The following is a 25,768-nucleotide window of genomic DNA, read 5'->3' on the forward strand; positions in this document are numbered from 1 at the left end:
AATACTATACGCCGGCGTGTCATTTCACCGGCGCCAGCTGGTCCAGCGCCAGATTGAGCTTGAGCACGTTGACCACGGGGTCGCCCAGCACGCCCAGCCAGGGCTTGCTGGTGTTGGCCGCGATCAGCGCGTCGACCTTGTCGCGCGGCAGCTGGCGGGCGCGGGCCACGCGCGCGGCCTGGTAGGCCGCGGCGGCGGGACTGATGTGCGGATCCAGGCCGCTGCCCGAGGCAGTGATGAGGTCCACCGGCACCGGGGTGGGGTTGTCGGGGTCGGCCGCCTTGAGGGCGGCGATGCGCGCCTGCACGGCCTCGGCCAGCGCTGGATTGCGCGGGCCCAGGTTCGAGCCGCCGGAGTTGGCGGCGTTGTACGGCATCGGCGAGGTGGCCGACGGCCGGCCCCAGAAGTACTGCGGCGCGCTGAACGACTGGCCGATCCATTCCGAGCCGACCACCTTGTCGCCCTGGCGGATCAGCGAACCCGACGCTTCATGCGGGAACACGGCGGCGGCGATGCCGGTGGTCAGGAAGGGGTAGGCCAGGCCGGTCACCAGCGACAGGGCGGCGAAGACGACCAGCGCGGGGCGCAGGATGCCGCCTTGGCGCGGCAGGGGAAGAGCTTGTTTCATGATGAGTTCCTTTCCAGTGACGGGCGCGGGTCAGACCCAGCCCAGGGCGGCCAGCACCATGTCGACCAGCTTGATGCCGGCGAACGGCACCAGCAGGCCGCCCAGTCCATAGATCAGCAGATTGCGGCGCAGCAGGACCGAGGCGCCCAGCGGGCGATAGCGCACGCCCTTGAGCGCCAGCGGGATCAGCACGATGATGATGAGCGCGTTGAAGATCACGGCCGACAGGATGGCCGAGGCCGGCGTGGCCAGGCCCATGATGTTCAGCACGTTCAGCTGCGGGTACACCGTGGCGAACGCCGCCGGGATGATGGCGAAGTACTTGGCCACGTCGTTGGCGATGCTGAAGGTGGTGAGCGCGCCGCGCGTCATCAGCATCTGCTTGCCGATCTCGACGATCTCGATGAGCTTGGTGGGATTGGAATCCAGGTCCACCATGTTGCCCGCTTCCTTGGCGGCCTGGGTGCCCGAATTCATCGCCACCGCAACGTCGGCCTGCGCCAGCGCCGGCGCGTCGTTGGTGCCGTCGCCGGTCATCGCCACCAGGCGGCCTTCGCCCTGGTAGGCGCGGATCAGCTTGAGCTTGGCTTCCGGCGTGGCTTCCGCGAGGAAGTCGTCGACGCCCGCTTCGGCGGCGATGGAGGCGGCGGTGAGCTTGTTGTCGCCGGTGATCATCACCGTCTTGATGCCCATGCGGCGCAGCTCGGCGAAGCGCGACTGGATGTCGGGCTTGACGATGTCCTTAAGCTCGACCACGCCCAGCGCGCGGTTGCCGTCACTGACCATCAGCGGCGTGCTGCCGCGGCGCGCCACGTCCTCGGCCAGGCGCAGCACCTGTTCGGGCACGATGGCGTCCTGCTCGGCCAGCCAGGCGCGCACCGCGTCGACCGCGCCCTTGCGGATCATGCGGTCTTTCAGGTTGACGCCGCTCATGCGGGTCTGCGCGGTGAAGGGCACGTACTCGGCATCGGCGGCGCGCACGGCCGGCGCGTGGATGGCCTTGTCGGCCAGCGCCACGATGCTGCGGCCTTCGGGCGTTTCGTCGGCCAGCGAGGCCAGGCGCGCCGCGTCCGCCAGTTCGCGCGGCGATACGCCGGGCGCGGGCAGGAAGGTCGAGGCCTGGCGGTTGCCGAAGGTGATGGTGCCAGTCTTGTCCAGCAGCAGCACGTCGACATCGCCGGCGGCTTCCACCGCGCGGCCCGAGGTGGCGATGACATTGGCGCCCATCATGCGGCTCATGCCCGCCACGCCGATGGCCGACAGCAGCCCGCCGATGGTGGTGGGGATCAGGCACACCAGCAGCGCCACCAGCACCGTGACGGTGACGGCGCTGCCGCCGCCAGCGGCCGTGACCGAATAGATCGAGAACGGCATCAGCGTTGCGACCACCAGCAGGAACACCACCGTCAGGCCGACCAGCAGGATCGTCAGCGCCAGTTCGTTGGGGGTCTTCTGGCGCTTGGCGCCTTCTACCATGGCGATCATGCGGTCCAGGAAGCTCTCGCCCGGGTCGGCGGCGATGCGCACGAAGATCCAGTCGGACAGCACCCGCGTGCCGCCGGTGACGGACGAGAAGTCGCCGCCCGATTCGCGGATGACCGGCGCCGATTCGCCGGTGATGGCGCTTTCATCGACCGACGCGACGCCGGCGATGACCTGGCCGTCGCCCGGGATGGTTTCGCCGGCTTCCACCAGGACCACGTCATTGCGGCGCAGCAGCCCGGAGGCCTGCTTGACGGCCTGGTTGCGCCACTGTGCGGGTTCGGCGCGGGCGGCATCCTCATCGCGGAAACCCTTGAGCAGGCGCGCATCGATGGTGGTGCGCAGGCCGCGCAGGGTAGCGGCCTGCTGCTTGCCGCGGCCCTCGGCCAGCGCTTCGGCGAAGTTGGCGAACAGCACCGTGAACCAGAGCCACACCGAGATCGCGAGGATGAAGCCCGCGGGCGCCTCGGCCTGGCCGCGCAGCGCCATGATCCACAGGATGGTGGTCAGGATGCTGCCCACGTAGACCACGAACATCACGGGGTTCTTCAGTTGCGCGGCGGGCGAGAGCTTGCGCAGGCTGTCCAGCAGCGCGGGGCCGACCAGCGCGCCCGACCACATGCCGAACTTGCGTTCAAGCGGCGCGGCCGACGGCGCGCGGGCGGCGCCGCCGCCGGCGCCTTGGGTTGGCATATCAATCTTGGCCATTTTCTTTCCTAGCCTGTTGCATTCAGGGTTGCAGGTGTTCCGCGACCGGGCCCAGGGCCAGCGCGGGCACATAAGTCAGGGCGCCCACCAGCAGCACCGCGCCGATCAGCAGCACCACGAAGAGGGGACCGGTGGTCGGCATGCTGCCGGGCCCGGCGGGCAGGCGGCGCTTGGCCGCCAGCGAGCCGGCCATCGCCAGCACCGCGACGATGATGGCGAAGCGGCCGAACCACATGGCGATGCCCAGCAGCACGTTGTAGAAGGGCGTGTTGGCGGACAGGCCGGCGAAGGCGCTGCCGTTGTTGTTGGCGGCCGAGGACAGTCCGTACAGGATCTCGGAGAAGCCGTGGATGCCTGGGTTCAGCACGCCGGCCTGGCCGGCCGTCACCGACACCGCCAGCGCGGTGCCGCCGAGCACCAGCAGCGGCGTCGCCAGGATGACGATAGAGACCATCTTCATGTCGTAGGCCTCGATCTTCTTGCCCAGGTACTCGGGGGTGCGGCCGATCATCAGCCCGGCGATGAAGACGCCGAGGATGGCGAACGCCAGCATGCCGTAGAGGCCGGAGCCGACCCCGCCGTAGACCACTTCGCCCAGCTGCATCAGCAGCATTGGCGACAGTCCGCCCATGGCGCTGAGCGAATCGTGCATGCCGTTGACCGCGCCGCAGGAGGCCGCCGTGGTGATGGTGGCGAACAGCGAGGTGGCGGCGATGCCGAAGCGGGTCTCCTTGCCTTCCATGTTGCCGCCCGGCGAGAGCGCGCTCATTGCGCTGTCGACGCCGGTCTGGGCCGTCATCGGATTGGGCTGCTGCTCGAAATAGGCGGTGCTCAAGGCGAACACGGCGAACAGGAGCGTCATGGCCGCCAGAATGGCGATGCCCTGGCGCCGGTTGCCGACCATTTCGCCGAAGCTGAAGCACAGCGCCGCCGGGATCGCCAGGATCGCCAGCATCTCCAGGAAGTTCGACAGGGCCGTCGGGTTTTCAAAGGGATGCGCGGAGTTGGCGTTGAAGAAGCCGCCGCCGTTGGTGCCCAGCATCTTGATCGCTTCCTGCGAGGCGACCGGGCCCATGGCCAGCGTCTGCGTCTGGGTGACCGCGGGGTCGGTCACGGGCTGGCCCTTGGCATCGAGCACCGGCTGACCCTGGGCGTCCACGCGCGGTTGGTCATAGTGCAGGGCTTCGACCGTCTGCACGTCCTGGTAGGGGCTGACGTTCTGGATCACGCCCTGGCTCACCAGCGCCAGCGCCAGCACCAGGGACAGGGGCAGCAGCACGTACAGCGTGCTGCGCACCATGTCGGCCCAGAAGTTGCCCACCGTCGCCGAGCAATGGCGCGCCAGCCCGCGGATCAGCGCGAACAGCACCGCGATGCCGGTGGCGGCCGAGACGAAGTTCTGCACCGTCAGCGCCAGCATCTGCGTCAGGTAGCTCATCGTCGATTCGCCGCCGTAGCCTTGCCAGTTGGTGTTGGCCACGAAGCTGATGGCGGTGTTGAGCGAGGAATCGGGCGAGACGGCGCCCATGCCGGCCGGGTTCAGCGGCAGCAGGCCCTGCAGGCGTTGCAGCGCGTAGACCGCCACGACGCCCAGGATGTTGAAGGCAAGCACGGCCAGCGCATAGCGCTTCCAGCCCATTTCGGCCTGCGGGTCGATGCCCGCCAGCCGATAGATGCCACGTTCCAGCGGGCGGCCCCAGGCGGTCAGCCGGGATTGCCCGTTTTCCATGGCGATGCGGATGTAGCGTCCCAGGAAGGGCGCGATCGCGAGCAGGACCGCCAGGTACACGACCAGCAGTCCGATGAATTCGGCAGTCATCAGAACTTCTCCGGTTTGAACAGCGCGACCAGCAGGTACACGAACAGCAGCGCGGACGTGATGCCGCTCAGCCAGTAGAGCCAGCTCATGGTTGCTCTCCCGAGGACAAGGCTTCGCAGAACGAGACCAGGGCGTAGGTCAGCCCGGCCATGACGGCGAAGATCGCGATATAGATGGCATCCACGTTTTTCCTCCCGGGAGCGGCGCTCCCTTCGAACGACGGGCCCGGGCGGCAAAAGGGGATGCGGACCGCGCGGGCGAAGTGACCAATCAGGACATCGGCAGGTTACGGAGCGGGGGGTAAAAACGGGGTATAGCTTTGGCGGGGGGGTGTAAACGGAACGTAAAGACGCGCTGTCATCATCCGGTCTACGCATGCGCCGCGATGGCGCGGCGCGGGTGCCCGGAAGCGGGCGGCGCGGCGGGGAGTTGAGGCAGGCTCAAAATCGGGGCCGCCGGCAGCTTCCGGAAGGCGGGCTGGGGTGGAAAAAATCCCAATATTTAGAACGGAGACGCCAAAATGCACTACTGTGGTGCATGGAATATGTAAATGAATGCGCCGAATTAGGGCATTCCCCTAGTGTGACATTCCCGCATCTGGTGCAGAATCTCTTCCCATGCAGGTGAGGAGACAAAGCCCTGCATGGGCAATTACCGGCGGCACCGGTACATAAAAAAGTAGCAGTACTCAAGAAAAGCAAAACGCACAACGGCTGGCACCAGGCAGTGCCGGCCGTTGTCGCATAAAAAGCCCGCATTTCATCCAGCCAGGGTTTTCAAGCGCCGCGTTTCGCGATATTCCTCAGGTTTCGCTCACGCCAGCTATGCCGGAATCCCGCGTTTCCCCCGAGCCCATCCCGTCCCGCTATTGGCGCCGCAATGTGCGCCTGATCGTCGTGCTGGCGGTCGTTTGGGCGGCGCTGACATTCATTCCATCCTATTTCGCCCGCGACCTGTCGTTCGACTTCATCGGCTGGCCCTTCTCGTTCTGGATGGCGGCCTATGGCGCGCCTTTGGCCTACCTCGTCATCATCTGCATCTACGCCCGGATCATGAACCGCGCCGACCAACGCGGGGACGAGGCCAAGGAGAGCCGCTGATGCCGTTCGGCGGAGACACCCCGCAGGAATTCCGCATCCGGCTGCGCCGTATCTACGTGCTGTATACGGCCGGCTTCGCACTGATGATTCTGCTGATGGCGCTGGCCGAGATCCTGGGCCTGCCGCGCAACTGGATCGGCTATGTGTTCCTGCTGGTGACCGTGAGCCTGTACGCGGGCATCGGTATTGTCTGCCGCACCTCCGATCAGGTTGAATACTACGTCGCCGGCCGGCGGGTGCCGGCCATCTACAACGGCATGGCGACCGCGGCCGACTGGATGTCGGTGGCCTCGTTCATCGGCGTCGCCGGCACGCTCTACCTGACCGGCTATGGCGGGTTGGCCTACATCATGGGCTGGACGGGCGGCTATGTGCTGGTGGCGATGCTGCTGGCGCCTTATCTGCGCCGTTTCGGCCAATACACCATTCCCGATTTCATGGGCGCGCGCTATGGCGGCAACCTGCCGCGGCTGGCGGGCGTGGCCTGCGCCATCCTCTGTTCGTTCACCTATCTCGTGGCGCAGATCTACGGCGTCGGCATCATCACCACGCGCATGACCGGCATTTCGTTCGAGCTGGGCATCTTCGTGGCGCTGGGCGGCATGCTGGTCTGTTCGTTCCTGGGCGGCATGCGCGCCGTCACCTGGACCCAGGTGGGGCAGTACATCATCCTGGTCATCGCCTACCTGGTGCCGGTGGTCTGGCTGTCGATCAAGCACACCGACATGCCGGTGCCGCAACTGTCGGCCGGCGTGGTGCTGCAGGAGGTGACGGAAAAAGAGGTCTACCTGAAGAACGATCCGGCCGAGATCGAGGTGCGCCGCCTGTGGCAGGAACGGGCCGACGAGATGGCGCAGCGGGTGCGCGACCTGCCGGAATCCTGGGCGCTGGAAAAGGACAAGCTGCGCAGCCGCCTGGCGCAGCTCAACGCCAGTGACGCGCCGATGGTCGAGATCCGCTCGGTCGAGCGCGAACTGGCGGCGTTTCCGCCCACGGTGGAAGAGGCCCGCGTTGCCTGGTCGCAGGCCAAGGCCACCTTCGAGGCGCGCGCCGCGCCGCTGACCCCGCATGCCGAACCGTTCCCGTCCTCCGATCCGGAGGAACGGCGCAACATGCGCATCAATTTCCTGGCGCTGGTGCTGTGCCTGATGCTGGGCACGGCGGGCATGCCGCACATCCTGATGCGGTCGTACACCACCTCGTCGGTGATCGAGGCGCGCCGGTCGGTGTGCTGGTCGCTATTGTTCATCCTGCTGCTGTATTTCATGGCGCCAGCGCTGGCGTTGCTGGTGAAGTACGAGGTCTATACGCAGGTGGTGGGGTCGAATTTCCTCAGCCTGCCGAACTGGGTCCATGCCTGGAGCGCGGTCGACAGCAACCTGCTGGACGTCACCGACATCAACCGCGATGGCGTGGTGCAGCTCAGCGAGATCAGCATTGGCGCGGATGTGGTGGTGCTGGCCATGCCCGAAATCGGCGGGCTGCCCTATGTGATTTCCGGGCTGGTGGCGGCGGGCGGCCTGGCGGCAGCGCTGTCGACCGCCGATGGCCTGCTGCTGACCCTGTCCAATTCGCTGTCGCACGACATGTGGTACCGGATGGTGTCGCCGCGCATGTCGGCGGCGCGGCGGGTGATGGTGTCCAAGATCCTCCTGCTGGTGGTGGCGTTTGGCGCGGCCTGGGTGGCGGCGCGCAAGCCGGCGGATATTCTCTTCATGGTGTCGGCGGCGTTCTCGTTCGCGGCCTCGTCGTTCTTCCCGGCGCTGGTGATGGGCGTGTTCTGGCGCCGCGCCAACAAATGGGGCGCCACGCTCGGCATGGCGGCGGGCCTGCTGGCGACCTTCGCCTACATGACGCACACGCATCCGTGGCTGCGCGAGTGGGTGCTGGGGATCTCGCGGACCCAGCCGGTGGACCTGTGGTGGGGTATCCAGCCGATCGCGGCCGGCGTGTTCGGCGCGCCGGTGGCGTTCCTGACGATCATCGTGGTGTCGCTGCTGACGCCGCCGCCCGACCGCGCCACGCTGGCGCTGGTGGACTACCTGCGCCATCCGGGCGCGCCGAAGCCGCCGGCGGAGAACGGCACGGCCTGAGGCGGATGGGGGAGAGGGCGGCCCTGACCAGCAGGAGGGGCGGCCCCGGGCTTGCGCCCGGGACGGCTCAGTGCGACACGGACTTCGAGAAGACGTTCATGACCACCACGCCGGCGATGATCAGGCCGATGCCGATCAGCGCCGGGGTGTCCAGGTGCTGCTTGAAGAACAGCGCGCCCACGATGGAGATCAGCACAATGCCTACGCCCGACCAGATGGCGTAGGCGATGCCGACCGGCACCTCGCGCAGCGTCAGCGACAGGAAGTAGAACGAGATCATGTAGCCGAACACCGTCACCACCGAGGGCGCCAGCCGCGAAAAGCCGTCGGAGCTTTTCAGGGCGCTGGTGGCGAAGATCTCGGCGACGATGGCGATGCCCAGGTAGAGCCACTTCATTTGCGCGGCCCCTCGGATTGGCGCAGCAGCACCAGCAGGGCGCCGGCGCCGCCTTCGCGCTCGGGCGCCTCGGAGAATGCCAGCACCTCGTTCTTCTGCACCAGCCAGGTGCGGGCCTTGTCTTTCAGCACCGGTTCCAGGCCCTGCGAGCCATAGCCCTTGCCATGCACGATGCGCACGCAGCGGATGCCGTGTTCCTGGCACTCGTCCAGGAACGACAGCATGGCGTGGCGCGCCTGCTCCACGCGCAGGCCGTGCAGGTCGAGCTCGGCGCCCGCCCGCCACTGGCCGCGGCGCAGGTTGCGCGCCGTATCGGGCGCGGCGTCGCCGCGCACGAAGGCGGTGCCGCCTTCGGATAGCAGGTGCGTGATTTCGCCACCGTCCGAGACGCCGGCATCGGCGCGCGTGGCGGTCTCGCCCAAGGCGTTGGCGCGGCGCAGGGCCGGGGCCGGCTGCGGCACAGGCTTGTGCTCGGCGCGCGCGACCTGCCTGATCGGCTTGACCGTCTGCATGCTGCGCCTGAACGCGGCCATGTCGTCGGCCGGATCGGTGTCCGCGCCGGGCGCCGGCGCGGTTTTCTTCAGCGCCGCCACGCGCTGGGCGAGGGCGGCGCGTTCCTGCTCGGCCTGCAGGTCTTTCTTGAGGCGTTTCAGGTCGGCCGCGCCGACCTTATTGCCCCGCATTCTCCAGCCACCGTTGTGCGTCCAGGGCGGCCATGCAGCCCGTGCCGGCGCTGGTGATGGCCTGGCGATAGACGTGGTCCTGCACGTCGCCGGCGGCGAACACGCCCGGGACCGAGGTCATGGTGGCCATGCCGGACAGGCCGCTCTTGGTGACGATGTAGCCGTCCTTCATGTCGAGCTGACCCTGGAAGATCTCGGTGTTGGGCTGGTGGCCGATGGCGATGAAGGCGCCGGTGGCCTTCAGGTCTTCGGTGGCGCCGGTGTCGACGTGACGCACGCGCACGCCGGTGACGCCGCTGTCGTCGCCCAGCACTTCTTCCAGCGTATGGAACAGCTTCAGTTCCATGTTGCCGTTTTCGACCTTGCTCATCAGCTTGTCGACCAGGATCGGCTCGGCGCGGAACTTGTCGCGGCGGTGGATCAGGGTGACCTTGCGGCAGATGTTGGACAGGTAGAGGGCTTCCTCGACGGCGGTGTTGCCGCCGCCGACCACGACCACGTCCTGGTTGCGGTAGAAGAAGCCGTCGCAGGTGGCGCAGCCGGACACGCCGCGGCCCATGAAGGCCTCTTCGGACGGCAGGCCCAGGTACTTGGCCGAGGCGCCGGTGGCGATGATCAGGGCGTCGCAGGTGTAGACCTTGCCGGTGTCGCCGGTCAGGGTGAACGGCCGCTTGGACAGGTCGACCTTGGCGATGTGGTCGAACAGCATTTCGGTGTTGAAGCGCTCGGCGTGCTTCTGGAAGCGCTGCATCAGGTCCGGACCCTGCACGCCGTCGGCGTCGGCCGGCCAGTTGTCGACGTCCGTGGTGGTCATCAGCTGGCCGCCTTGGGCCAAACCTGTAACAAGGACGGGGCTCAGATTGGCGCGTGCCGCATAGACGGCCGCCGTGTAACCGGCGGGGCCGGATCCGAGTATCAAAACTTTAGCGTGCGTAGGCGTGGACATGGGCGGGTATCTTTAGGTTAACGCCCAATTATAATGAGCCGCATGCCGCGTATCTCGACTGCTTCTCCGCGCGCTTCGCGCAACACCCGCAACGGGCCCTCGCCACTGCAGACGCGTATCTCCGCGTTGCTGCGCGAAGCCCGCTGGATCCTCTTCGCCGCCCTGGCGGCCTGGCTCACCCTGGTGCTGGCCACCTGGAGCGCCGCCGACCCGGGCTGGTCGCATTCCGTCCCCGCCGGCGTCATCCACAACAAGGGCGGGACCCTGGGCGCTTACCTGGCGGACATCCTGCTGTACCTGTTCGGTTTCTCCGCCTGGTGGTGGGTGATCCTGCTGCTGCACCGCGTGCGGGCGGGTTACCGCCGCCTTGCCAGCCATCTTCGTGTTACCAATGGTAAGCAGCCTGAGGTGTTGCCTCGGGTCCACTGGGAAGAGGGCATCGGTTTCTTCCTGCTGCTGGTCGGCTCGCTGGGCATGGAAGCCCTGCGCCTGGCCAGCCGCGGTACCCACCTGCCGGGCGCCTCGGAAAGCGCCAGCGGCGCTGGCGGCGTCATCGGCCACACCCTGGCCGACCTGATGGGCCGCAGCATCGGCTTCACCGGCAGCACGCTGGCCTTTTTGGTGATGCTGGCGATCGGCCTGAGCCTGTTCTTCTCGTTCTCGTGGCTGACCGTGGCAGAGCGCGTCGGCAGCTGGATCGAAGGCCTGGTGCGCCGGGTGCGCAATTCCTACGCCGCGCGCGAAGACCGCAAGGTCGGCGAGGTGGCCAAGGCCGTGCGCACCGAGCAGGTGGTGGCCAAGCAGGAAAAACTGGTGCATGAACAGCCGGTGCGCATCGAGCCGGCGATCACCGTGGTGCCCAAGTCCGAGCGCGTCGAGAAGGAAAAGCAGCAGTCGCTGTTCTTCGCGCCGCCGCCGGGCGGCGAGGGCGACCTGCCGGCCATCAGCCTGCTGGATCCGCCGCTGGCCAACCAGGAAACCGTGTCGGCCGAGACCATCGAGTTCACTTCGCGACTGATCGAAAAGAAGCTGGCCGACTTCGGCGTGTCCGTCACCGTGGTGGCGGCGCAGGCCGGTCCGGTCATCACGCGTTACGAAATCGAGCCGGCCACCGGCGTCAAGGGCAGCCAGATCGTCAATCTGGCCAAGGACCTGGCGCGCGCGCTCAGCCTCGTCAGCATCCGGGTGGTGGAAACCATTCCCGGCAAGAACCTGATGGGCCTGGAATTGCCCAACCCGCGGCGCCAGGTGGTCAAGCTGTCCGAGATCCTGGGCTCGCAGACCTACCACGCCAGCCATTCTGTGGTGACCATGGCGCTGGGCAAGGACATTGCCGGCAATCCGGTGGTGGCCGACCTGGCCAAGATGCCGCACCTGCTGGTGGCGGGCACCACCGGGTCGGGCAAGTCGGTCGGGATCAACGCCATGATCCTGTCGCTACTGTACAAGGCCGACGCCTCGCACACGCGCCTGATCCTGATCGATCCGAAGATGCTCGAAATGAGCGTCTACGAAGGCATTCCGCACCTGCTGGCGCCGGTGGTCACGGACATGCGCCATGCCGCCAACGCGCTGAACTGGTGCGTGGGCGAGATGGAAAAGCGCTACCGCCTGATGAGCAAGATGGGCGTGCGCAACCTGGCCGGCTACAACACCAAGATCCGCGACGCCATCAAGCGCGAGGAGCCGATCCCGAACCCGTTCTCGCTGACGCCCGACCAGCCCGAGCCGCTGTCGCCGCTGCCCACCATCGTGGTGGTCATCGACGAGCTGGCCGACCTGATGATGGTGGTGGGCAAGAAGATCGAAGAACTGATCGCCCGCCTGGCGCAGAAGGCGCGCGCGGCCGGCATCCACCTGATCCTGGCGACGCAGCGTCCCAGCGTGGATGTCATCACCGGGCTGATCAAGGCCAACATTCCGACCCGCATCGCGTTCCAGGTGTCGTCCAAGATCGACTCGCGCACCATTCTCGACCAGATGGGCGCGGAGACCCTGCTGGGCCAGGGCGACATGCTCTACATGCCCCCGGGCACCGGTCTGCCGGTGCGTGTGCACGGCGCCTTCGTCAGCGACGACGAAGTGCACCGCGTGGTCGAAAGCCTGAAGGCGCAGGGCGAGCCGAATTATGTCGAGGGCCTGCTGGAAGGCGGGCTGGACGGCGACGGCGGCGAAGGCGCCAGCAGCGTCACCGGCATCGGCGGCGACGCCGAGTCGGACCCGATGTACGACCAGGCCTGCGAGGTGGTGCTCAAGCATCGCCGCGCCTCGATCTCGCTGGTGCAGCGCCATCTGCGCATTGGTTACAACCGTGCGGCGCGGTTACTGGAACAGATGGAGCAATCGGGTATCGTGTCGGCGATGCAGTCCAATGGCAACCGGGAGATCCTTGTGCCCGCCGCCGCTCGAGAGGAAGCATGATGAAGACGTTTCGTGGCCTGGCCGCCGGCCTGGCCTTCTGCCTGGTCCCGGCGTTGACGCCGGCCGCGGCGATGGCCGCCAGCGCGCAGGAACAGTTGCGCGCGTTCGTGGGGTCGGTGACGGCGGCGACGGGCGCGTTTTCCCAATACACCGTCAATACGCAGGGGCGCACGCAGCCGGCGCAGACGGGCGTGTTCTCGTTCCAGCGGCCGGGCAAGTTCAAGTGGTCGGTGCAGAAGCCCTATGAACAGTTGGTGATTTCCGACGGCAAGCAGGTGTTCCAGTTCGATCCGGATCTGGCGCAGGTGACCGAGCGCAAGGTGGATGCGGCCATCGGGACGTCGCCGGCGGCGATTCTGTTCGGGTCGGGGTCGTTGGAGCAGTCGTTCGATGTGTCGGCGTTGCCGTCCAAGGATGGCATCGATTGGCTGCGGGCGAAGCCGCGCACGGCGGATGCGGGGTTTTCGCGCGTCGATATCGGGATGAAGGACAATCTGCCGGTGCGGGTTGAGTTGCTGGATTCGTTCGGGCAGACGACGCGGGTGGATCTTTCCGGGATCGTTCCTAATCCCAAGCTTGGGGAGGGGGAGTTTCGGTTTGTGGCGCCCAAGGGCGTGGATGTGGTCAAGATGTAGGGAGTCCTGCGGCGTCTGTGCTGACTTGCCTTTGAGTTCTTGAGTATTTCTTTCTTGGTTGGTGCAGTGGTTGCTTCGTAGGCCGCCCGTCACGGGGCGCGCAGGCGGTGAGCGCGCCAACGATTGCGGTCCGGAGCGTTCGCTCCGGACTTCCCCGTCCTCATCTTCGTCCAGGCCTTCGGCCTTCCCTTCAGATTCCGTCGGGCGCATCGACGGCGCGCTCACCGCCTGCGCGCCCCGCGCCGGGCTACCAGTTTCGAGAAATGACGCGCTGCTGGACCTTTGGGGGCATGGGAGATATTTGCGTTGCCCGCAAAAAAAGGCCGCGCGGGCGGCCGTTTTTTGCATACGTGGTGGCTTGCGTCGTGATGTTGATCGCTGCGCGCTTGCGGCGCGGTGTGGGCGGTGTACTTGAAGCGCGCAGCGGATGGTTTGGGCCAGGAGGGGCGCCCGGTCGCCCAGCCGCCCGGCCGTCCGGCCGTCCGAAGGCCGGGCAGCCCCCTTGGGAGGCAGCTAGCTCATGCAGTGAGCGCGGCGTGGGGGCGTTTGTACGCTACACAATCAATTTCTACTTTCGCATCCACCATCAGCGGCGACTGCACGCAGGCGCGGGCGGGGGGATTGTTGCCGAAGTATTCCTTGAAGACCTTGTTGAACGAGGGGAAGTCGCGGGCGTCGTCGAGCCAGACGCCGCAGCGCACGACGTGTTCGGGGCCGTAGCCGGCTTCCTTGAGGATGGCGAGGACCTGCTGGATGGCCTTGTGGGACTGGGCGACGGTGCCGCCTTCGATGACTTCGCCGTTTTCCATCGGGACCTGGCCCGAGACGTAGAGCCAGCCGTCGGCGGCGACGGCGCGGGCGAAGGGCATGTGGGAGCCGCCTTGGCCGGTGCCGCCGGCGACGCCGTAGCGGGTGATGCCGTTGTTGTCGGGAGTGGGGGTGGTGCTGCTCATGTCAGGACTCCTGGAGGGCGGGGGTGGAGGCGGCGAAGCTGGCGCGCAGGTCGCCGTTGCGGGGCAGCCAGCGGCCGGCGCGGTCGCCGGTGGGTTGGCCGTTGCGGTAGGACAGGACGCCGTTGACCCAGACGGCCTCGATGCCGGCGGCGGTCTGGACGGGGGCGGCGAAGGTGGCGCGGTCGATGACGGTGGCGGGGTCGAACAGCACCAGGTCGGCGTGAAAGCCTTCGCGCACCAGGCCGCGTTCGGCCAGGCCGAAGCGGGCGGCGGACAGGCCGGTCATCTTGTGGACGGCTTCGGGGAGCGGGAACAGGCCGACGTCGCGGCTGTAGTGGCCCAGCACGCGCGGGAAGGCGCCCCACAGGCGCGGATGCGGCATGGGGTCGTTGGGCAGGCCGTCGGAGCCGACCATGGTGAGCCGGTTCGACAGCACGCGGCGCACGTCGTCCTCGTGCATGTTGTGGTAGACGGCGCCAGCCGGTTGCAGGCGTTTCGCCGCTTCCAGCAGCGTCACGTTCCAGTCGGCGGCGATGGCGGACAGTTTGCGGCGGGCCTGTTCCGGGTGCGGCACGGACCAGGTGATGTCGATGTCGAATTCGTCGGTGACCTGCTTGAGGTCGAGCGTGGACGAGCTGGCCGAGTAGGGATAGCAGTCGCAGCCCACGTGCTGCATGCGGCCGGCGTTCTCCAGTTTGAACAGCACTTCCTTGGTGCGGCCCCAGTTGCCGGCGCCGGCGCATTTCAGGTGCGACACCACCACCGGCACGCGGGCGTGCAGGGCGATGTCGAAGGCTTCCTGCATGGCTTCCAGGATGGCGGCGAATTCCGAGCGCAGGTGGGTGGTGTAGAGCGCGCCGAATTCGTCCAGGACTTCGGCCAGCAGCTTGACCTCGGCGGTGTCGGCCTCGATCGCCGAGCCGTAGGCCAGGCCGGTGCTCAGGCCGATGGCGCCGTGGGCCAGGGCTTCGCGCAGCTGCTCGCGCATGGCCATCACTTCGTCGCGCGTGGCGCTGCGGTCGAGTCGGTCCATGTGGTTGTTGCGCAGGGCCGTGTGGCCGACCAGCGCGGCGACGTTCACGGCGGGCTGCGCGGCCTCGATGGCGCGGGTGTAGTCGGCGAAGGTCGGGTAGGCGAAGTCGTCGCGTTGGCCCAGCAGGTTCATCGGGTCGGGCGGCTCGCCACGCAGCGAGACGGGCGAGGCGCTGATGCCGCAGTTGCCCACCACCACGGTGGTCACGCCCTGCGACAGCTTGGGCAGCATGCCGGGCGTGCGGATGACGTTGGTGTCGTCGTGGGTGTGGACGTCGATGAAGCCGGGCGCGAGCGCCAGGCCGGCGCCGTTGATGATCTGCCCCGCCGGCTGGCCGGACAGGTCGCCGATGGCCGCGATGCGGCCGCCGGAGATCGCGACGTCGGCGGTGTATTCGGCGCCGCCCGAGCCGTCGAGCACGCGGACATTGCCGATGAGGGTGTCGTACATCTTGGTTTCCAAATTCAATCGCCCAGCGGCAGCCGGTTGGGGCCGCCGCGGTGCTCGTCCAGCGCCAGCTTGATGCGGCGCAGGCGTTCGCGGTTTTCTTCCTGGTTCAGCATGGCCAGCTCGGTCGACAGCAGGTCGATCGCCAGCATCATGGCGTAGCGCGAGGCCGAGGGCTTGTAGATGAAGTCGGTCTCGTCGGTGCGGATCGGCAGCACCACGTCGGCCAGCTTGGCCAGTTCCGAGGTGGAGTCGGTGACGGCGACGATGCGGGCGCGGTACTGCTTGACGATGCGCGCCGCGCCGACGATTTCGGGCGTCAGGCCGGAGGCCGACAGGATCACCACGGCGTCGCGCTCGTCGAGCGTGGCGGCCACCATGCGCAGCAGCACGGCGTCGCTGTACACCGCGATCGGGTAGCCCAGTCGCACCAGGCGCGACTGCACTTCCTGCGCCAGCACGGCCGAGGCGCCGCCCATGCCGAACACGTAGACCATGCGGGCGCCGTCGACGATGGCGGCGGCGGCCTCGAACAGCGGCTCGGTGAAGGTCGGCAGGTGGGCGCGCAGGGTGCTTTCGATGTCGGCATAGATGCGCGCGTAGAACGTGCTTTCCTCGGCCGGCGTGCTCTGGTCCAGGAAGCGGCTGCCCACGGTGCTGGCCTGGGCCAGCTTCATCTTCAGGTCGCGCGTGTCGTCGCAGCCGACGGTGCGGGCGAAGCGCGAGATGGTGGCGATGCTGACGCCGGCCTTGGCCGCCAGCTGGTCCACGGTGGCGCTGGCGCTCCAGATGATGTTGTCCAGGATGGCGTCGGCGACCTTGCGCTCGGTCACGCTCAGGTCGTCCCGGCGGCTGCGGATCTGGAAGACGATGTCGCGGATGATGTTCATGTGGTGTTCCTGGGTCGGGGCGGGCGAGGCGCTACGCGGCCAGTTCGGCGTCGCCGAGGCGCGAACAGGCCGCGAAGTGGCCCGGTCCGACGTTGACGTCGCGCGCCTCGGTCGTGGCGCAGGCATCGATGGCGTGCGGGCAGCGGGTGCGGAAGACGCAACCCGATGGCGGGTTGACCGGGCTGGGAATGTCGCCCTTGAGCAGAATACGCGAACGCGGCGCGCGCGGATCCGGCACCGGCGCGGCCGACAGCAGCGCGCGGGTATAGGGATGGCGCGGCCGTGCGTAGACCTCGCTGGTCGGGCCGCGTTCCATGACGCGGCCCAGGTACATCACCACCACCTCGTCGCACAGGTAGTCGACCACGGCCAGGTCGTGCGCCACGAACAGCATGGTCAGGCCCAGGTCGCGCTGCAGGTCCTGCAGCAGGTTCAGCACCTGCGCCTGCACCGACACGTCCAGCGCCGAGACCGGTTCGTCGGCCACGATGAAGTCGGGCTCGACCGCCAGGGCGCGGGCGATGCCGATGCGCTGGCGCTGGCCGCCCGAGAACTCGTGCGGATAACGGCGGCTGTGATCGGCGTTCAGGCCGACGCGTTCGAGCAGTTCGCCGATGCGGGCCGCGCGGCGGTGCTGCGCGAGTCGATGGGTGTCGAGCGCTTCGCCCAGGATCTCGGCCACCGTCATGCGCGGGTTGAGGCTGGCGTAGGGGTCCTGGAACACGATCTGCATGCGGCGGCGCCACGGCAGCATTTCTTTCTCGGACAGCCGGGTGATGTCCTGGCCGTCGAACAGCAGGCGGCCGGCGGTGGGCGCGAACAGGCGCAGCAGGGCGCGGCCGGTGGTGGTCTTGCCGGAACCGGACTCGCCCACCAGACCGACGATGGTGTTGCGTGGCACGTCGAAGCTGACGCCGTCCACCGCCCGCACCACCGGCGCGTTGCGCGCCTGCGAGGTGGGGAAGTGGACCTTCAGGTCCTCGATGCGCACCAGCGGTTCGGCGGCGCGCGCGGGTTGGGGGCTTGCGGTCATAGCGGGGTCACCTTGATGCAGCGGGCGCGGTGCTGGTCCTGCACCGCCACCAGTTCGGGCACGTCGCGACGGCAGTTGTCGTCGGCCAGCGCGCAGCGCGGCGCGAAGGTGCAGCCGGCCGGCAGCGACAGCACGCTCGGCACGTTGCCCGGGATGGCGCGCAGGCGCTCGCCCGAGGCCAGCAGCGCGGCGGTCGGCAGACAGGACAGCAGGCCTCGCGTGTATGGATGGGTGGGCTTTTCGAACAGGTCGTAGACGCCGGCGTCCTCGACCACGCGGCCGGCGTACATCACCGCCACGCGATGCGCGATCTCGGCCACCACGCCCAGGTTGTGGGTGATGAACAGGATGCTCATGTTCATCTCGGCCTGCAGTCGGCGCAGCAGGTCCAGGATCTGGGCCTGCACCGTCACGTCCAGCGCGGTGGTGGGTTCGTCGGCGATCAGCACGGCCGGGTTGCAGGCCAGCGCCAGGGCGATCATGACGCGCTGGCGCATGCCGCCGGACATCTGGTGCGGATACTCGTTGACGCGCCGGTCGGCCGCCGGGATCTCGACGCGGTCGAGCATGTCGCGGGCGCGCTTCATGGCTGCCGCGCGCGAGCCGCCCTCGTGCTGCAGCACGGCTTCGGCGATCTGGTCGCCCACCGTGTACAGCGGATTCAGGCTCGTCATCGGCTCCTGGAAGATCATGGCGATCTCGGCGCCTCGGATGCGGCGCAGCGTGGCCGGCGAGGCGTGGGCCAGGTCGTGCTCCTGCCCGCGGCGGTCGCGGAAGCGGATCTGGCCCGCCTCGATGCGGCCGGCCGGCTTGGGCAGCAGGCCCATGATGGACAGGCTGGTGACGGATTTGCCGGAGCCGGATTCGCCGACGATGGCCAGCGTTTCGCCGCGGGCCAGGTCGAAGGTGACGCCGTCCACCGATTTGGCGATGCCGTCGCGGCTGTGGAACCAGGTTTTCAGGCCTTCCACCGACAGCACGACGTCGCGGGTGCTTGCGGTCATGATTACAGCTCCTTGCGCAGGCGCGGGTCGAGCACGTCGCGCAGGCCGTCGCCGACCAGTTGTAGCGACAGCACCGACAGGACAATGGCGATGCCGGGGAAGATCATGATCCAGTCGGCCGAGCCCATGTACTGCTGGCCGGCGTTGATCATGGTGCCCCAGGTGGGAATGTCGGGCGAGACGCCCACGCCCAGGAACGACAGACCGGCTTCGGCCAGGATCGCGTAGGCGAAGATGAAGGTGCCTTGCACCAGGATCGGCGACAGCAGGTTGCGCAGCACGTGCACCGTGACGATGCGCCAGGTCGACACGCCCAGCGCGCGGGCGGCCTCGACGAACGGCAGCTCGCGGATCACTAGCGTCGAGGCGCGCACGATGCGGGCCAGGCGCGGCGTGTAGACGATGCCCAGCGCGATCACCACGTTCACCAGCGACGGCCCCAGCGCGGCCACCAGCGAGATCGCCAGCAGGATGTCGGGAAACGCCATCATGGCGTCGATCAGGCGCGACACGAACTTGTCGGCCGAGCGGAAGAAGCCGGCGATCAGGCCCAGCGCGATGCCCAGCACGCTGGACAGAATCACCACCGAGAAGCCCACCATCAGCGACAGGCGGCCGCCGTAGATGACGCGGCTGAACACGTCGCGGCCAAAGTCGTCGGTGCCGAACCAGTGCGCGGCGCCGGGCGCCTTGAGGCGGTTCATGATGGACAGCTTGAACGGGTCATAGGGGCTGACCCACGGCGCCAGCAGCGCCGCGGCCACCAGCACGATCAGCACGATCAGGCTGATCAGCACGGTCTTGCGCGCCACCAGCAGGCGCAACACCTGCCAGCGGTCCGTGCCGGCGTTAACGGTAGTCGGATTAGTCATTTCGGTCGTTTCGTTCGCAACACTTCCAAGCGGGGCCACCGCGGAGCCGGCTCTGCCGGGCCGCCCGTGGCGCGCCCTTGATGGGGAGGCGCCGAAGGCGCGTCGGGGATGGGTTCATCATCAGTAGCGGACGCGCGGATCGACCAGCAGGTACAGCAGATCGATGAACAGGTTGATGAGCACGTAGATGGCCGCGATGATCAGCAACGCGCCCTGGATGACGGGATAGTCGCGCCGCAGCACGGCCGACACCACCAGGCTGCCCACGCCGGGCAGGCCGAACACGGTCTCGGTGACCACGGCGCCGCTGATCAGCAGGGCGGTGGTCAGGCCCAGCACCGTCAGGATCGGGATCAGCGCATTGCGCACGGCGTGCTTGAGGATCACGCGGCTTTCCGGCAGGCCCTTGGCGCGCGCGGTGCGGACGTAGTCGTCGCGCAGCACGTCCAGCATGCTGGCGCGGATGAAGCGGGTGATCAGCGCCGAGTTCACCAGCCCCAGCACCACCGCCGGCAGCACCAGGTGCGACAGGCGCGTCGCGAACGAGGCGTCCGGGCCGCCGTACCCCGACACCGGCAGCCAGCCCAGCTTGACCGAGAACACCTGCATCAGCAGCAGGCCGAGCCAGAAGCTCGGCACGCTGGAGGTGAACATCGAGAACGACAGCACCGACTGGTCCAGCGTGGTGCCGCGCTTGACCGCCGACAGGATGCCGACCGGCAATGCGATCAGCGTGGCGATGCACAGCGACATCAGCGTCAGCAGCAGGGTCGGTTCGGCGCGGTCGGCCAAGGCCGCCAGCACCGGCTTGTTCATGAAGATGGATTGGCCCAGGTCGCCCTGGACCAGCTTGCCCAGCCACGACACATACTGCACCGCCAGCGGCTGATCGAGGCCCAACTGGTGCTCCAGCGCGGCGATGTCGGCCTGGCTGGCCTGGGGGCCGAGCATCACGGCGGCCGGGTTGCCGGGCGTGACGCGGATGATGACGAACACGATGGTCGCGACGATGAACATCACGGCCACCAGCCCGACCAGCCGGTTCAAGAGATAACGCAACACAGTGGCATCCTAAAGATCGGCGCGCCGACGCGGGCGCTGTGGTTCAGGCGGGGCGGGCCCTGCGGCCCGGCCCCGCGGCGCGGCTTACTTCGGCGCCTTCCAGGCGTTCCAGAAGAACGGCCACGGCGCCGGCTTGACGCCTTGCAGCGACGGCGAACGGGCCGCCTGCGCATTGAAGTCGCCGACCTTCACGAACGGCACTTCGTCATACACGGCCTGCTGGACGTCGGCCCAGCGCTTGACGCGTTCTTCCTGGGTGCGGGCCTGGTTGAAGGCATCCATCACCTGCGCGCGGCGCGGCGTGTCCCACCAGCCCGGCGCGTCCTTGGACGGGAAGTCGATCAACGCGGGTTCGGGCAGGAACACGCTGTGGGTGATGAAGATGTCCCACACGGCCGGGTCCTGGCGGCGCTGCGTCAGCGTGGCCCAGTCGACCACCTGCATGTCGACGGTGAAGCCGGCGGCCTTGAGGTATTCCGCGGCCACCAGCGCCATCTTGTAGTGGAACTCGTACTGCTGGCTGGTCAGGATGCGGATCTTCTTGTCGGCCACGTTGGCGCTGTCCAGCAGCTTCTTGGCCGCGGCGGCGTCGCCCTTGTTGTAGACCTTGCCGCCCAGCGACGTGGCCCACGGGTAGCCTTCCGGATACAGGTCGCCGTTGAGCTTGTAGAAGTCCTTGTTGCCGAACGCGGCGAACAGCATGTCCTCTTCGTTCAGCGCCAGTTGCACCGCCTGGCGCACGGCCAGGTTGGACATGATGCCCTGCTTGGTGTTGAGCACCAGGCGCGGCCAGCCGAAGGGCTTGAGCATGATCGGGTCGGAGCGGCCGCCCTTGAGCTTGTCCAGCGCTTCCACCGGCAGCGAGTCGACGTAGTCGAACTGGCCCGCGGCGGCGGCTTCGGAACGGGTGTTGGCGTTGGCGACCGGCACGAAGCGGATCTCGTCCAGGTATTGCTTGCGGGCGCCGCCGTAGCCGTCGGGCTCGCCTTCGCGCTGCTTGTAGCCCTCGAAGCGGGTCAGCTGGATGTACTGGTCCGGCACGCGCGCCTTGAGCTGGTAGGGGCCGGTGCCGACGATCTCGGTCAGCACCGGGGCGATCTTGCCCTTGGGCATGATCACGGCGGCGGCGTTGTTCATGGCCAGCAGCGCGGTCAGCGGCGCATACGGCTGCTTGAGCGTGATGCGGATGGTGTTGGCGTCGGGCGCCTCGATGTTGGCGATGACCTTGGCGGCCATCTTGCCGCGCGTGGCGGTCTCGGTCCAGCGCTTGAGCGAGGCCAGCACGTCCGACGAATCCATCTTGGAGCCGTCATGGAAGGTGATGCCCTGGCGCAGCGCGATGGTGTAGACCAGGCCGTCCGGCGTCACCTCGGGCATCTTGTCGGCCAGCAGCGGCGTCAGGTTCCACTTGGCGTCGAAGGTGTACAGCGTTTCGAAGAAGTGCTGCGTCAGGATGCCGACCAGGTCGGCGGTGCTGCTCATCGGGTCGAGCGTGGGCGGCTCGCCGATGGTGGCGACGGAAATCGTGCCTCCCTTGACCGGCGTGGCACAGAGGGCGGGGGACGACAATGCGGTCAAGCCAATTGCGCCGGCCACGAGCAGGCTTTTCAGCCCACCGCCTTGCCGGGAGGTACGGAAGTTCATGATTCTCTCTCCAGAGGGTCAAAAACAGGTTGTCGCGTGATTCAGGGAAAGGCCGGTAAGGCGCCGGATGCCCGAGTTCGTTCTTGCCCCCCGGGCGCGGGGCTTGTCGGTAGCGCAACGGAGCGCGCGGCCGCGCCGCGCGCAAAGGCTCAGAAAAAGGTGTCCGCGACGTCGATGACGCGGTACTGCTCGTCCACCAGCAGCACCTGGCGCCACTTGTCGAACGTCAGGCAGGGGTGGGAGATGTCGAAGGCGATCATGTCGCCAACCTGGATGTCGTCGTTCTCGCCGATCTGCATGAACGCGTGCTGGTCCATCATGGCGGTGAGCTTCCATTGGGACGGCGCGGCGCCAGGCGTGCTTTGCCCGGGGCGGAAATGCAGCGAAGGCGTCGGCAGGCCGGCGTCGAAGGCGGCGTCGCGCTTGCCCATGGCCACGATGGCGCGGCCAGGCTCGGGCAGTGCCTGTACGTAGGCCCAGACCTGCAGCGCGGGTTGCAGTCCCGGCTCCATCTTGTGGGCGACGGGATTGTTGGCATTGATGCGCTCGGCGGCCGAGCGGTAGACGCCGACGTCGTGCGACAGGTAGCAGCCGGGACGCAGCACGATCTCCAGCGGCGCGCCGATGTCCAGCTGCGAGAATTCCTCGGCCACCACGTCGAACCAGGCCGAGCCGGCGCCGGAGATCAGGGCGGGGCCGTGCTTGCGCAGGCGGCCGGCGGTCGCCAGGCCGCGCAGCGCGTCGGTGGCGCGGCGCAGGAAGGCGCGGATCGCGCTTTCCTCCTGCAGCACGCCTTCATAGACTTCGATGCCGGCCAGCGCCAGGCCGGGCCAGCGGCCGATTTCCTCGACCACGGCCTGCAATTGCGCGTCATCGCGCACGCCGGTGCGCCCGCCCGTCGGGCCCAGTTCGATCAGGACCGGCAGCACCAGGCCCTGCTCGCCGAAGTAGCGGCCCAGCTGGGCGGCGTTGGCGGCCGAGTCGACGATACAGAAATAGGTGAACGCCGGATCGCGCAGCAGCTTGGCGATCAGCGCCATGTTGGCGCGGCCGACCAACTGGTTGGCCATCAGCACCCGGCGGATGCCGTGGTTGTAGGCCGCCACCACCTGCGGCGCCGTGGCCAGGGTGATGCCCCAGGCGCCGTTGTCGATCTGGCGCTGGAACAGCGTCGGGCTCATGGTGGTCTTGCCGTGCGGCGCCAGCTTGACGCTGTAGGCTTCCATGAAGCGCTGCATCCATTGCAGGTTGTGGCGCACGCGGGCCTCGTACAGCACCGCCACCGGCAGGCTGACGTCCTCGGCCAGCAGGTTCCAGTGCAGCGCCGCCACGTCGGCGTTGGTACAGGAGGCGGGAAACGCGCCCAGGCCCTTGCCGTTGACGTCCAGGGGGGCTGCGGTGATCGAGGATTGGGGCATGGCGGGGCGCTCGTGGCTGGAAAATATTTACGTCAAATCCGTTTTTTTTCATTATCGTGAAAGAAATTTACAAGTGGGAGTTGGGAGTTACCCGTAGTCGGCGCCGGTCGTGGCGGCCGCCGGCCGCCGCCCGCCAGGCGATTCGGCAGGCGGCTGCCGTCTCGCGGCCATTGGCGCGACAATAGGAAACCCGCGGCGCTGCCTGTTTGCCGCCCTCACACAAGGAAGATTCATGCTGAAAGTCGCTTTGGGCCAGTTCGCCGTCAGCCGCGTCTGGGAAGAAAACGCCCAGGTGTGCGTCGATCTCATGGCGCGCGCGCGGGATGGCGGGGCCGGCCTGCTGGTGCTGCCCGAGGGCATCCTGGCGCGTGACATCACCGATCCGCAAATCGTGCTGAAGGCCGCCCAGCCGCTGGACGGCCCCTTCATGACGCGGCTGCTCGAGGCCAGCCGCGGCTCCTCGCTGGCCACCATGATGTGCGTGCACGTGCCGACCGGCGACGGCCGGGTCTGGAACACCCTGGTCACGCTGCAGGACGGCCGCATCGTGTCGCAGTACCGCAAGCTGCATCTGTACGACGCCTTCACCATGAAGGAATCCACCAACGTCACGCCCGGCAACGACATTCCGCCGCTGCTGGAGATCGGTGGGCTGAAGGTCGGCCTCATGACCTGCTACGACGTGCGCTTCCCGGAACTGGCCCGGCGCCTGGCGCTGGACGGCGCCGACCTGCTGGCGCTGCCAGCGGCCTGGGTGCGCGGCCCGTTGAAGGAAAAGCACTGGGAAGTGCTGGTGACGGCGCGCGCGCTGGAAAACACCTGCTACGTCGCCGCCACCGGCGAGTGCGGCGAACGCAATATCGGCTGCAGCATGGTGGTGGATCCGCTGGGCGTGGTCACGGCGCAGGCCGGCGAGGCGCCGGCGCTGGTGTTCGCCGATATCGATCCCGAGCGCCTGGCGCACGCCCGCAAGGTGCTGCCGGTGCTGGCCAACCGCCGTTTCGGGACGCCGGAACTGGCCTGAAGCAGCGGTTTTGCGCGGGTCCGCCGGGCAGGGCGCCGCGCGCCGTTTCCCGGCCGGGCGGCCCGGGGCGCGGGGCGGCCGGACATGTTGTAATACTGGCTTGATTTCCTTGCCGTCTTCCCTCATCTGCTGCCAATGAGCAACGATCTCTTCGCGGCCGATCCCGCCCATCGGCCTTACGTGCCCCTGGCTGAACGCCTGCGCCCGCGCACGCTGGCCGACGTCGTCGGCCAGTCGCACCTGCTGGGGCCGGACAAGCCGCTGCGCGTGGCGTTCGAGTCGGGCCGTCCGCATTCCATGATCTTCTGGGGCCCGCCGGGCGTCGGCAAGACCACGCTGGCGCGGCTCATGGCCGACGGCTTCGACGCCCAGTTCATCGCCATTTCCGCCGTGCTGGGCGGCGTCAAGGACATCCGCGACGCTGTCACCGTGGCGCAGGTGGCGCAGGGCCAGGGCCGCCGCACCATTCTGTTCGTGGACGAGGTGCACCGTTTCAACAAGGCGCAGCAGGACGCGTTCCTGCCCTACGTTGAAAGCGGGTTGTTCACCTTCATCGGCGCGACCACCGAGAACCCCTCGTTCGAGGTCAACTCGGCGCTGCTGTCGCGCGCCCGCGTCTATGTGCTGCAGTCGCTCACGCCTGAAGAGTTGCAGCAACTGGTCGACCGCGCCATCACCGCGTTCAACGACGGCCACGACGAGGGCGCGCGCATCCACATCGATGCCGATGCGCGCGAACAGCTGGCGGCCTGGGCCGACGGCGACGCGCGCCGGCTGATCAGCGCGGTCGAGGTGGTGGCCGAATCGGCCCAGGCCGCCGGCCGCGACACGGTCGACGCGGCCTGGCTGGAGATCTCGCTGTCGCAGAACCTGCGGCGCTTCGACAAGGGCGGCGACGCCTTCTATGACCAGATCAGCGCGCTGCACAAATCGGTGCGCGGCTCCAACCCCGACGCCGCGCTGTACTGGTTCTGCCGCATGATCGACGGCGGCGCCGATCCCAAATACCTGTCGCGCCGGCTGGTGCGCATGGCGGTCGAGGACATCGGCCTGGCCGACCCGCGCGCCACCGACCTGGCGGTCAACGGCGCCGACATCTATGAACGGCTGGGTTCGCCCGAGGGCGAGCTGGCGCTGGCCCAGGCGGTGGTCTACATGGCCTGCGCGGCCAAGTCCAACGCCGTCTACAACGCCTACAACCAGGCGCGCAAGTTCGCCGCCGAGCACGGCAGCGCGCCGGTCCCGATCCACCTGCGCAACGCGCCCACCAAGCTGATGAAGCAGCTGGGGCACGGCAAGGCCTACCGCTACGCCCACGACGAGCCGCATGGCTACGCCGCGGACGAGCAATATTTCCCCGATGGGCTCAAGCCTTCCTTCTACCGGCCGACCGATCGCGGCCTGGAGGCTAAAATCCAGCAGAAGTTGGCATTCCTGCGCGAGCTGGACGCGCAGGAACGCGCCAAGAAACGGTAA

The 25,768-nt window shown here is 67.8% G+C and carries 22 protein-coding genes; 6 read left to right on the forward strand and 16 right to left on the reverse strand.

The window, feature by feature from the left end; all coding sequences use genetic code 11:
• Positions 1-19: 19 nt before the first annotated feature.
• The 4 genes from kdpC to kdpF form a co-directional block, all read right to left on the reverse strand.
• The gene (kdpC, locus tag ABFG95_RS20325; protein ID WP_049071772.1) at positions 20-628 is read right to left on the reverse strand and encodes a potassium-transporting ATPase subunit KdpC; all 609 of its coding nucleotides are present in this window, start codon (positions 626-628) and stop codon (positions 20-22) included.
• A gap of 30 nt (positions 629-658) precedes the next feature.
• Positions 659-2,731, reverse strand: a complete 2,073-nt coding sequence (kdpB, locus tag ABFG95_RS20330; protein ID WP_232734779.1) for a potassium-transporting ATPase subunit KdpB — start codon at positions 2,729-2,731, stop codon at positions 659-661.
• Between the two features lie 109 nt (positions 2,732-2,840).
• Positions 2,841-4,637 (reverse strand): potassium-transporting ATPase subunit KdpA, encoded by a 1,797-nt coding sequence (kdpA, locus tag ABFG95_RS20335; RefSeq protein ID WP_348994866.1) that lies wholly within the window; start codon positions 4,635-4,637, stop codon positions 2,841-2,843.
• Positions 4,637-4,726 (reverse strand): K(+)-transporting ATPase subunit F, encoded by a 90-nt coding sequence (gene kdpF, locus ABFG95_RS20340; RefSeq protein WP_035360036.1) that lies wholly within the window; start codon positions 4,724-4,726, stop codon positions 4,637-4,639. Before kdpF ends, kdpA begins: the two co-directional genes overlap by 1 nt.
• Positions 4,727-5,461: 735 nt before the next feature.
• On the opposite strand from kdpF, the gene ABFG95_RS20345 reads away from it, so the two are divergent.
• Entirely contained in the window at positions 5,462-5,737 is a 276-nt protein-coding gene (locus ABFG95_RS20345) for a DUF4212 domain-containing protein (protein ID WP_049071777.1), read from the forward strand.
• Entirely contained in the window at positions 5,737-7,830 is a 2,094-nt protein-coding gene (locus ABFG95_RS20350) for a sodium:solute symporter family protein (protein ID WP_348994867.1), read from the forward strand. Before ABFG95_RS20345 ends, ABFG95_RS20350 begins: the two co-directional genes overlap by 1 nt.
• 67 nt (positions 7,831-7,897) lie before the next feature.
• Here ABFG95_RS20350 and ABFG95_RS20355 read toward each other — a convergent pair whose 3' ends face one another.
• Genes ABFG95_RS20355 through trxB form a run of 3 tightly spaced genes read right to left on the reverse strand, consistent with a single transcriptional unit; the run spans position 7,898 to position 9,856 of the window.
• Positions 7,898-8,227, reverse strand: coding sequence for an SMR family transporter (locus ABFG95_RS20355; protein ID WP_049071779.1), 330 nt, complete (start codon positions 8,225-8,227; stop codon positions 7,898-7,900).
• Positions 8,224-8,910, reverse strand: coding sequence for a Smr/MutS family protein (locus tag ABFG95_RS20360; protein ID WP_049071782.1), 687 nt, complete (start codon positions 8,908-8,910; stop codon positions 8,224-8,226). The genes ABFG95_RS20355 and ABFG95_RS20360 overlap by 4 nt, the downstream gene beginning before the upstream one ends.
• Positions 8,897-9,856, reverse strand: a complete 960-nt coding sequence (trxB, locus tag ABFG95_RS20365; protein WP_049071784.1) for a thioredoxin-disulfide reductase — start codon at positions 9,854-9,856, stop codon at positions 8,897-8,899. The genes ABFG95_RS20360 and trxB overlap by 14 nt, the downstream gene beginning before the upstream one ends.
• 42 nt (positions 9,857-9,898) lie before the next feature.
• Between trxB and ABFG95_RS20370 the strand changes: the two genes are divergently transcribed.
• Both ABFG95_RS20370 and lolA read left to right on the forward strand, forming a co-directional pair.
• A complete protein-coding gene (locus ABFG95_RS20370) occupies positions 9,899-12,277 on the forward strand; it encodes a DNA translocase FtsK (RefSeq protein ID WP_104010435.1) in 2,379 nt (792 codons plus the stop codon).
• Positions 12,277-12,912, forward strand: coding sequence for an outer membrane lipoprotein chaperone LolA (gene lolA, locus ABFG95_RS20375; RefSeq protein WP_116793614.1), 636 nt, complete (start codon positions 12,277-12,279; stop codon positions 12,910-12,912). Before ABFG95_RS20370 ends, lolA begins: the two co-directional genes overlap by 1 nt.
• A 518-nt stretch (positions 12,913-13,430) precedes the next feature.
• On the opposite strand, the gene ABFG95_RS20380 is transcribed toward lolA, so the two are convergent.
• From ABFG95_RS20380 to ABFG95_RS20420, 9 genes are all read right to left on the reverse strand, one after another.
• Entirely contained in the window at positions 13,431-13,865 is a 435-nt protein-coding gene (locus ABFG95_RS20380; RefSeq protein WP_006389083.1) for a RidA family protein, read from the reverse strand.
• A 1-nt stretch (position 13,866) separates the two neighbouring features.
• Positions 13,867-15,348 (reverse strand): D-aminoacylase, encoded by a 1,482-nt coding sequence (locus ABFG95_RS20385; RefSeq protein ID WP_348994868.1) that lies wholly within the window; start codon positions 15,346-15,348, stop codon positions 13,867-13,869.
• A gap of 14 nt (positions 15,349-15,362) precedes the next feature.
• A complete protein-coding gene (locus ABFG95_RS20390) occupies positions 15,363-16,235 on the reverse strand; it encodes a MurR/RpiR family transcriptional regulator (protein ID WP_348994869.1) in 873 nt (290 codons plus the stop codon).
• A 31-nt stretch (positions 16,236-16,266) separates the two neighbouring features.
• A complete protein-coding gene (locus ABFG95_RS20395; RefSeq protein ID WP_068980382.1) occupies positions 16,267-17,268 on the reverse strand; it encodes an ABC transporter ATP-binding protein in 1,002 nt (333 codons plus the stop codon).
• Positions 17,265-18,272: an ABC transporter ATP-binding protein gene (locus tag ABFG95_RS20400; protein ID WP_049071794.1), complete on the reverse strand. Its 1,008-nt coding sequence runs from the start codon at positions 18,270-18,272 to the stop codon at positions 17,265-17,267. The genes ABFG95_RS20395 and ABFG95_RS20400 overlap by 4 nt, the downstream gene beginning before the upstream one ends.
• A gap of 2 nt (positions 18,273-18,274) precedes the next feature.
• A complete protein-coding gene (locus ABFG95_RS20405) occupies positions 18,275-19,144 on the reverse strand; it encodes an ABC transporter permease (RefSeq protein ID WP_068951623.1) in 870 nt (289 codons plus the stop codon).
• A 120-nt stretch (positions 19,145-19,264) separates the two neighbouring features.
• Complete coding sequence (locus tag ABFG95_RS20410) at positions 19,265-20,206, reverse strand: ABC transporter permease (RefSeq protein WP_054501707.1); 942 nt, start codon at positions 20,204-20,206, stop codon at positions 19,265-19,267.
• Between the two features lie 84 nt (positions 20,207-20,290).
• Complete coding sequence (locus tag ABFG95_RS20415; protein WP_063581524.1) at positions 20,291-21,850, reverse strand: ABC transporter substrate-binding protein; 1,560 nt, start codon at positions 21,848-21,850, stop codon at positions 20,291-20,293.
• A gap of 149 nt (positions 21,851-21,999) precedes the next feature.
• Positions 22,000-23,268 (reverse strand): amino acid deaminase, encoded by a 1,269-nt coding sequence (locus tag ABFG95_RS20420; protein WP_348994870.1) that lies wholly within the window; start codon positions 23,266-23,268, stop codon positions 22,000-22,002.
• Positions 23,269-23,500: 232 nt separating this feature from the next.
• Here ABFG95_RS20420 and ABFG95_RS20425 point away from each other — a divergent pair, with 232 nt between their 5' ends.
• Both ABFG95_RS20425 and ABFG95_RS20430 read left to right on the forward strand, forming a co-directional pair.
• Positions 23,501-24,292 carry a deaminated glutathione amidase gene (locus tag ABFG95_RS20425; protein WP_081273456.1) on the forward strand — a complete coding sequence of 264 codons (792 nt, stop codon included), beginning with the start codon at positions 23,501-23,503 and terminating at the stop codon, positions 24,290-24,292.
• Positions 24,293-24,427: 135 nt separating this feature from the next.
• Positions 24,428-25,768 (forward strand): replication-associated recombination protein A, encoded by a 1,341-nt coding sequence (locus ABFG95_RS20430; protein WP_054417538.1) that lies wholly within the window; start codon positions 24,428-24,430, stop codon positions 25,766-25,768.

Source organism: Achromobacter sp. HNDS-1, from assembly GCF_040084795.1.
Classification (GTDB): domain Bacteria; phylum Pseudomonadota; class Gammaproteobacteria; order Burkholderiales; family Burkholderiaceae_B; genus Achromobacter; species Achromobacter ruhlandii.

Coding starts and splice junctions, on each gene's coding strand:
- kdpC (WP_049071772.1), bottom strand. CDS start 628: ATGAAACAAGCTCTTCCCCTGCCGCGCCAAGGCGGCATCCTGCGCCCC.
- kdpB (WP_232734779.1), bottom strand. CDS start 2,731: ATGTGGTCGGGCGCGCTGGTCGGCCCCGCGCTGCTGGACAGCCTGCGC.
- kdpA (WP_348994866.1), bottom strand. CDS start 4,637: ATGACTGCCGAATTCATCGGACTGCTGGTCGTGTACCTGGCGGTCCTG.
- kdpF (WP_035360036.1), bottom strand. CDS start 4,726: ATGAGCTGGCTCTACTGGCTGAGCGGCATCACGTCCGCGCTGCTGTTC.
- ABFG95_RS20345 (WP_049071777.1), top strand. CDS start 5,462: ATGCCGGAATCCCGCGTTTCCCCCGAGCCCATCCCGTCCCGCTATTGG.
- ABFG95_RS20350 (WP_348994867.1), top strand. CDS start 5,737: ATGCCGTTCGGCGGAGACACCCCGCAGGAATTCCGCATCCGGCTGCGC.
- ABFG95_RS20355 (WP_049071779.1), bottom strand. CDS start 8,227: ATGAAGTGGCTCTACCTGGGCATCGCCATCGTCGCCGAGATCTTCGCC.
- ABFG95_RS20360 (WP_049071782.1), bottom strand. CDS start 8,910: ATGCGGGGCAATAAGGTCGGCGCGGCCGACCTGAAACGCCTCAAGAAA.
- trxB (WP_049071784.1), bottom strand. CDS start 9,856: ATGTCCACGCCTACGCACGCTAAAGTTTTGATACTCGGATCCGGCCCC.
- ABFG95_RS20370 (WP_104010435.1), top strand. CDS start 9,899: ATGCCGCGTATCTCGACTGCTTCTCCGCGCGCTTCGCGCAACACCCGC.
- lolA (WP_116793614.1), top strand. CDS start 12,277: ATGAAGACGTTTCGTGGCCTGGCCGCCGGCCTGGCCTTCTGCCTGGTC.
- ABFG95_RS20380 (WP_006389083.1), bottom strand. CDS start 13,865: ATGAGCAGCACCACCCCCACTCCCGACAACAACGGCATCACCCGCTAC.
- ABFG95_RS20385 (WP_348994868.1), bottom strand. CDS start 15,348: ATGTACGACACCCTCATCGGCAATGTCCGCGTGCTCGACGGCTCGGGC.
- ABFG95_RS20390 (WP_348994869.1), bottom strand. CDS start 16,235: ATGAACATCATCCGCGACATCGTCTTCCAGATCCGCAGCCGCCGGGAC.
- ABFG95_RS20395 (WP_068980382.1), bottom strand. CDS start 17,268: ATGACCGCAAGCCCCCAACCCGCGCGCGCCGCCGAACCGCTGGTGCGC.
- ABFG95_RS20400 (WP_049071794.1), bottom strand. CDS start 18,272: ATGACCGCAAGCACCCGCGACGTCGTGCTGTCGGTGGAAGGCCTGAAA.
- ABFG95_RS20405 (WP_068951623.1), bottom strand. CDS start 19,144: ATGACTAATCCGACTACCGTTAACGCCGGCACGGACCGCTGGCAGGTG.
- ABFG95_RS20415 (WP_063581524.1), bottom strand. CDS start 21,850: ATGAACTTCCGTACCTCCCGGCAAGGCGGTGGGCTGAAAAGCCTGCTC.
- ABFG95_RS20420 (WP_348994870.1), bottom strand. CDS start 23,268: ATGCCCCAATCCTCGATCACCGCAGCCCCCCTGGACGTCAACGGCAAG.
- ABFG95_RS20425 (WP_081273456.1), top strand. CDS start 23,501: ATGCTGAAAGTCGCTTTGGGCCAGTTCGCCGTCAGCCGCGTCTGGGAA.
- ABFG95_RS20430 (WP_054417538.1), top strand. CDS start 24,428: ATGAGCAACGATCTCTTCGCGGCCGATCCCGCCCATCGGCCTTACGTG.